Raw genomic sequence first — 6,129 nt, forward strand, 5'->3', positions numbered from 1 at the left:
ATGAACAAAACCCCTACTGATTAAAGTTTCACTTTATTAAATTCACTAGAAAAGCCAGTGCTATAACCTTGGTAGGTGCTATTTTCAGTAATAAGGAAGTTTACGTTGACCTCAATTATGTAGTTCTTAAAAATTATTATATACGTTATGTCTAGTATAATATATATCCATTTTTGACATGTATCTAAGTCAAAATGACAATGATAATTGACATTTGAAAGGATATTATTTACAATTTTAATTAAATAAATGAAAAAGAGGTAAAGCATGAAGCTTCAAAATAGAGTGAGGGAATTTAGAGCAAAGCATCGTTTATCACAAGGTGAGTTAGGTAAAGCGATTGGTTCATCTCGGCAAACCATTAGTTTAATTGAGCGTGGGGATTATGCGCCGTCTATTGTGTTATCGCTAAAAATCGCAAAAATTTTTGGAGCGCCGGTGGAGGAGATATTTATGTTAGTGGAGGGGGAAGAGGAAGATGGAGAGTAGACTAAAAAAACAATTCAATATTTTGGGGAAGTTTTTATTAAGTATGATATTTGGCTTTTTTGCATCTTATATAGCTTTAGATTTGCTTTCGGATGAACCGAGAAAATTATCACCGAATATATTACTAGGGGTATGTACGATATTTGGAGTAGTAATGATTTATTACACGTGGAAGAATACACGTATGTTAGCGAAAGCACGCGATGAAGAAGAGAGCGTACAAGGCAGAAAGTTAGGCATTATAATCATGTATTTACGTGTAGGTGATATAGTGATGCAGGCATGGTTTGTATATGCAATTATTACATGTAGACGTGCACTCATACATGACGAAAATGTTTCATTTACAGTTTGGAATTTGGTAGCTGCTACTGCCTGTTTAACCATTGTAGTGATTATTGGGATCATAACAAAGAATCGTTATAACAAGCTATATCCTGAACAAGGTGTAACATATATGGAATCGATGAAAATGTGGACGAAAAATGCAGATGAGGGGTTAAAGCATATTGTGCATGAGGCTGGATATAAAGCGTATGAATTTACAAATACAGTACTGGCGTTGGCTTGGTGGGCTGCCGTTATATATACAGCGACTAGTGATATCAATTTCGTGTTGCTTGGCTTAATCTCGTTTATTTGGATATTACATATCGGGAAATTTATGTACGAAATGCATAAAAAGATGATTTATTAAGGGGAGAGAAACGGTGGATATTTTAAGAAGACCTGCTTTTTCATTATTCGTTGCCTTCGTTTGCTCCGCTTTATACGGATTCATTCGAATAGAAAAAGTACAGCAAATTATAGAAATATGGGCCTTTTTCGGGATTGCATTGCTAGTGTTAGCTATTCATGAATTAGGGCATGTAATATGTGGTTTGATAGTCGGTTTGAAATTTAAGTTTATGGCAGTAGGACCAATTACTGTTCAAAAAGAAAAGGGGAAAATACGGATTCGAGAAAATAAAATATGGATGTATGTTGGTGGCGTTGCAATGTTAGTGCCGCCTTCCACACATACACCGAACCTTTCAAGAAAATGGGCATGGATGACTTTAAGTGGACCATTAACGAGTTTCGTATTTGGCATTGTATCAGGTTACATATATATGGTGAGTTATTACCACATGCTTTTATACTTTTCTGTGTTACATCTTGCAATATTTGTCGTCACAGCAATTCCAATAAAGGGAACGCTACTAAGCGATGGTATGCAATTTCTCATTTTAATTAAAGATGATGAAAAGGCTAGAGAGCATTTATACACGATTCAAGTATCGAGTGAGTTATTTAGTTACAAAAGACCGGAAGATTGGGATGAGAGATTAATAGAGCTTAGTGAGGAAAAATTAAAAGAGGATAAAAGTATAAGCGAGATAATGAGTGGACTTATGCTCGTCTTTTATGCCCGAGCTGATCAAGAGGGAATGGAAAGGGCAATACCGTATGTAGAACAAATTGTTCAACTACCTGTAATGAAAGAAAATAAATTTTTCGTTAGTAGCTTTCATAGTTGGTATCTTTTATATAAAGTACTGTATCAGGAGGGAAATCTTTCCCTGCAAGAAGCGAAGGAACATGCAAAGGCAATTACAAAAATGGACTTAAATGGGTATTACCGCACACAAGGAATTGTTAAATATTTAGAGGGTGATTTAGAAGCTTCACGCACTTATATGAGGAAAGCTGATAAAGAATTGAAGAGCGCTGAGAAGAGTGAGATAGGATATTTACAATTAGAGAGAGAATGGTTTGAGCAGTTGAAGGAGAGGGTATCTTACGATGGGTGAGGTATCCTCTTTTCTGTATGTAATCTTCTGCCGTTCCATAAAAAGTTCGGGGCGAGTAAAATGAGATAAGAAGAGCAAAGCTTGGAGGAATTATATATGGGAATTTTAGCGATTATTTTGTTAGTCTTGCTCATTTATGCTGTTTTTAAAGTGACTTATGTAGCATTAAAGATACTTGCGATTCTTTTAGTTATCTTTTTGATTGTGGAGTTCGGTAGTAAGTTGCTTGGGGGATAGGGTATGTTGTACTTTAGGGATGTTGAAAGATGTCGGTAAGTCGATATCCTGTGTCGAACTGCCGATATAAGTGGAGAAACGGTCGATATATTTGAAAAATCGCTGATATATTTCAGGTAATACCAGCATAGGTATGTGCGGGGGGATAGCAAACAAAAAAGCTGGAAGAGTATCTTCCAGCTTAAGAGTTGCTTTCAATTTGTTGACCATTTTCTTCTTCGTGGTCTTGTAATAGGTTGAATACGTCTGCTAGGCAGAATGCGATAAACCAAGTCCATAGACCGTGGAAGAAAGCTGAGCTTAATTGAAGTGGTAATGTATAGTTTGTCATTGAGTAGGAAATACATCCGCCAACGATTCCGATCATTGTTAATAACATTGTTTTTTGAGCATTTTCTTCTGGATTGAAGAGGAAGAAAATGTATCCGCCTAAAATTGAAGCGCTTACAAGGGTTTCGATTCCATTAAAAATGATATTCTCTCCAAGCTCAGTGTTTGTCCAGAAACAGATTGCACCGCCGACGATGGCAAATAGGACAGCTAGTGTGTATCGTATATATTGATTCATATGTTCATCTCCTTATGTAATAAGATGATTTGGAAGTCAAAAAGGTAGGTATAGTATATTGAAGTGAATTTTAGTTGTACGTATCTTTTTATAAAAAGATCAGTGAAGAATAACTAAGATGAACGGCTTTTGGAAAACCGTTACGTGTATGGTGTCTGAAATATACCCGACTGCTCGTTTCTTTTTGCTTATAAAAATAAGAGAAACTTCCAAGTCTATATACTCTTTTTTGTAAGTCTGCTTTCATTATAACACATTTAGGGGCACAATTATAGAATTATCTGATTTTGTAATAAGTGTAAAAATTAAAAAGCGCAAGGAATTGTAGTTCCTTGCGCTTTTTTATATACGTTTGAAACGGCCGACAATTTCAACTGTTTCAGTAATGTTCATAAATGCTTTATTATCCACTTGGCGGATAATACGTTTCATTTCGCCCAACTCGTAGCGAGTTACGACAGTGTAAATCATTTTTTTCTTATGGTTTGTATAGCCGCCGACAGCATCTACCATTGTTACGCCACGTATGCCGTGATGTAATAGTGAGCTTTTTATTTCCTCACCTTTTTCTGTAATTGTCATTATCGTTAATTTAATATGTTTTGTATGCACGGCATCAATTACTTTGCTGACTACAAACCGACTAATTAACGTATAAAGCGTAATATCCCATCCGAAAATAAATCCTGCTGCAACAAGTAAGATTAAGTTGAATCCAAAGATGATTGCTCCAATTGAAACATCGCGATGTTTCGCTACAATCAATCCAACAACATCAAAACCACCTGTTGAAGAAGCAAATCGGAATATGATTCCTGAGGCAGCACCGCAGATGACACCACCGAATACAGAAGACAGTAAAATATCATCTGAGACTTGGTGTACTGGGATAATGTTCATCGCTAAAGATGATACAGCCACAAAGTATGCCGTTAAAAAGGTTGTCTTCTTACCTAAGTAAAAGTGACTTAAAATAAGAAGCGGAATGTTTAGTAAAAAGATAAGTGCTCCGATATTGTAGTGCATTAAATAACCGATAATCATCCCTACACCAGCGAACCCACCGCTAATCATATTATGCGGGATAAAAAACATATTCATAGAAATTGCATACAAAATAGAAGCTATAAAAATAACAACTAACTGTATTATGAATTCTAAATGAAATGTTTTAGCTGCTGGGAAGGATAAAAAGGCGGTGTCGGGAACGTAATCGGCGTCTCCTAGTTGACCCATAGTATGTTTCATCTCCATATTCATTTTTGATTACAAGAAGAGAATAAAGGTTTTTTCAAAAACTGGCAATAGTTTTATTATAATGCAAAAATTTTATAAATTTCTAACAAATTAAACCTATTCAAAGATACGTGTGAATATACTAAAGAAAGCGAATACATTGGTTTTCTAACATAATTTTTTGAGAAAATATGCAAAATTCTTTTTTGAAAATAAAAGGAAATAGAGAATGTTTGTTGAATGTGCTAAAATGACTTTATTAAGGATGTGAAGCGATGGAATTTTTATTGCAGGATGCAATTCTATATATATCGTTTGTAACGACGGCGCTTTGTTTATTAGAAGTCTTTTTTCTTGCTAACGTTTCTCGCTTTGTGCGTCAGCAAGCATCGAACGGTAGACAGAGAGCGTTTAAACTAGTTGATACGTGTGAAGAGGGTACAAGAAATGTACCGCTATTTTCTATTTTTTATAAATATGGAATGATTCGTTCTGTCCGCAGACAAGAATCGAGTGGAGAGAGTGACGAGGTAGGTCCGTATACACCAATGTTTCGCTAATTAATTACGAAACATTGGAGGAATGAACATGTTAAAATCATACCGAGCTAGGCTCATTAGTTTATCATTATTACTTGTTTTTGTTTTATCTGGCTGCAGTAATGCAGGTACAATTGATTCACATAGTACGGGAATTTGGAACCATTATTTCGTATATCCAATCTCATTTATGATTCAATTTGTTGCTCATCATATACCTGGAGCTAGCTTCGGGATTGCAATCATTATCATTACGCTTGTTGTTCGTTCAGCGATGATTCCATTAGCTGTTTCGCAATATCGTAGCCAAGCGAAAATGAAAAAAATGCAACCTGAATTACAGAAGCTGAAACAGAAATACGGTGATGTGGGTAAAGATCTTGAAAAACAAAAGCAGTATCAAAAAGAAATGTCAGAACTAATGAAATCAGGCGGTTGGAATCCGTTAGCTGGGTGCTGGCCAATCTTTATACAAATGCCGATTTTCTCTGCTTTGTATTATGCGATTAGCCGAACTGAAGAGATTCGTACATCTTCATTTTTATGGGTGAACCTAGGACATGCAGATCCATATCATATATTACCGATTATCGCAGCGTTAACAACATTTATTCAAATGAAGGTGTTCCAATCAAATATAACGCCTGGAGAGCAAGTACAAATGCTGAAAATACAGCAAATTATGATGCCAGCAATGATTTTGTTTATGGGTATTGCGGCACCATCAGGACTTGTGCTGTACTGGATTACAGGTAATTTATTTACAATGACACAAACAATTGTATTAAGAAAAGTAATGGAACGTGAAGAAGTACAATTACAAAATGCATAGAGAAACACCGCTCATGATGAGCGGTGTTTTTTTATTTACATCGTTAAGGAAATTTTAAGAAACCAACATTACTATAGGCGTTGTATACGAAAGTGTACATACTTTAGAAATATGAAGGAGGAAATTTCCTATGAAGAAAAAAACATTTGGGTATGTAGCAATTGCAGGTGCTTTATCATTTGGAATTATAGGAGGAGCTTGCATACCAGCGTTTGCGGCAACTAATACTCCAGCAGCTGAGCAAGTTACAAAAGGAGCTGCAAAGAAGAATTTAGATGAGGCAACAAAACAAAAAGTAAAAACGATTATGGACGATACAAAGAAACAGTTAGAGGAACTAGGTGTGAAATTCCCAGAGAAGGGTAATCGCAAGGAAATGTTTGCGGGATTAGATGATCAGGCGAAAGAAAAAGCGAAGTCGATTTTAGAGCAAGA

8 protein-coding genes and 1 pseudogene are annotated in these 6,129 nt (G+C 35.7%); 7 read left to right on the forward strand and 2 right to left on the reverse strand.

What is annotated here, in order from left to right:
- The first annotated feature begins 267 nt into the window (after positions 1–267).
- From V7038_RS22660 to V7038_RS22675, 4 genes are all read left to right on the forward strand, one after another.
- The gene (locus V7038_RS22660) at positions 268–489 is read left to right on the forward strand and encodes a helix-turn-helix transcriptional regulator (protein ID WP_002112714.1); all 222 of its coding nucleotides are present in this window, start codon (positions 268–270) and stop codon (positions 487–489) included.
- Positions 479–1,186, forward strand: a complete 708-nt coding sequence (locus V7038_RS22665; RefSeq protein WP_002112712.1) for a DUF3169 family protein — start codon at positions 479–481, stop codon at positions 1,184–1,186. Before V7038_RS22660 ends, V7038_RS22665 begins: the two co-directional genes overlap by 11 nt.
- A gap of 13 nt (positions 1,187–1,199) precedes the next feature.
- Entirely contained in the window at positions 1,200–2,282 is a 1,083-nt protein-coding gene (locus tag V7038_RS22670) for a M50 family metallopeptidase (protein ID WP_002112711.1), read from the forward strand.
- Positions 2,283–2,378: 96 nt separating this feature from the next.
- Positions 2,379–2,519 carry a DUF3985 family protein gene (locus V7038_RS22675; RefSeq protein ID WP_335695660.1) on the forward strand — a complete coding sequence of 47 codons (141 nt, stop codon included), beginning with the start codon at positions 2,379–2,381 and terminating at the stop codon, positions 2,517–2,519.
- Between the two features lie 181 nt (positions 2,520–2,700).
- Here the strand turns inward: V7038_RS22675 and V7038_RS22680 are convergent, their stop codons facing one another.
- Entirely contained in the window at positions 2,701–3,087 is a 387-nt protein-coding gene (locus V7038_RS22680) for a DUF3938 domain-containing protein (RefSeq protein ID WP_002112709.1), read from the reverse strand.
- Positions 3,088–3,429: 342 nt separating this feature from the next.
- Positions 3,430–4,323 carry a YitT family protein gene (locus tag V7038_RS22685; protein ID WP_000530031.1) on the reverse strand — a complete coding sequence of 298 codons (894 nt, stop codon included), beginning with the start codon at positions 4,321–4,323 and terminating at the stop codon, positions 3,430–3,432.
- A gap of 275 nt (positions 4,324–4,598) precedes the next feature.
- Between V7038_RS22685 and V7038_RS22690 the strand changes: the two genes are divergently transcribed.
- From V7038_RS22690 to V7038_RS22700, 3 genes and pseudogenes are all read left to right on the forward strand, one after another.
- The gene (locus V7038_RS22690) at positions 4,599–4,883 is read left to right on the forward strand and encodes a hypothetical protein (RefSeq protein WP_002112708.1); all 285 of its coding nucleotides are present in this window, start codon (positions 4,599–4,601) and stop codon (positions 4,881–4,883) included.
- A 28-nt stretch (positions 4,884–4,911) separates the two neighbouring features.
- Positions 4,912–5,694, forward strand: a complete 783-nt coding sequence (locus tag V7038_RS22695) for a membrane protein insertase YidC (RefSeq protein ID WP_002112707.1) — start codon at positions 4,912–4,914, stop codon at positions 5,692–5,694.
- A gap of 130 nt (positions 5,695–5,824) precedes the next feature.
- Positions 5,825–6,129 (forward strand): annotated as a pseudogene (locus V7038_RS22700) (hypothetical protein); the annotation flags it as partial.

The sequence above is a fragment of the Bacillus sp. JJ783 genome (assembly GCF_036963225.1).
Taxonomy (GTDB): domain Bacteria; phylum Bacillota; class Bacilli; order Bacillales; family Bacillaceae_G; genus Bacillus_A; species Bacillus_A cereus_U.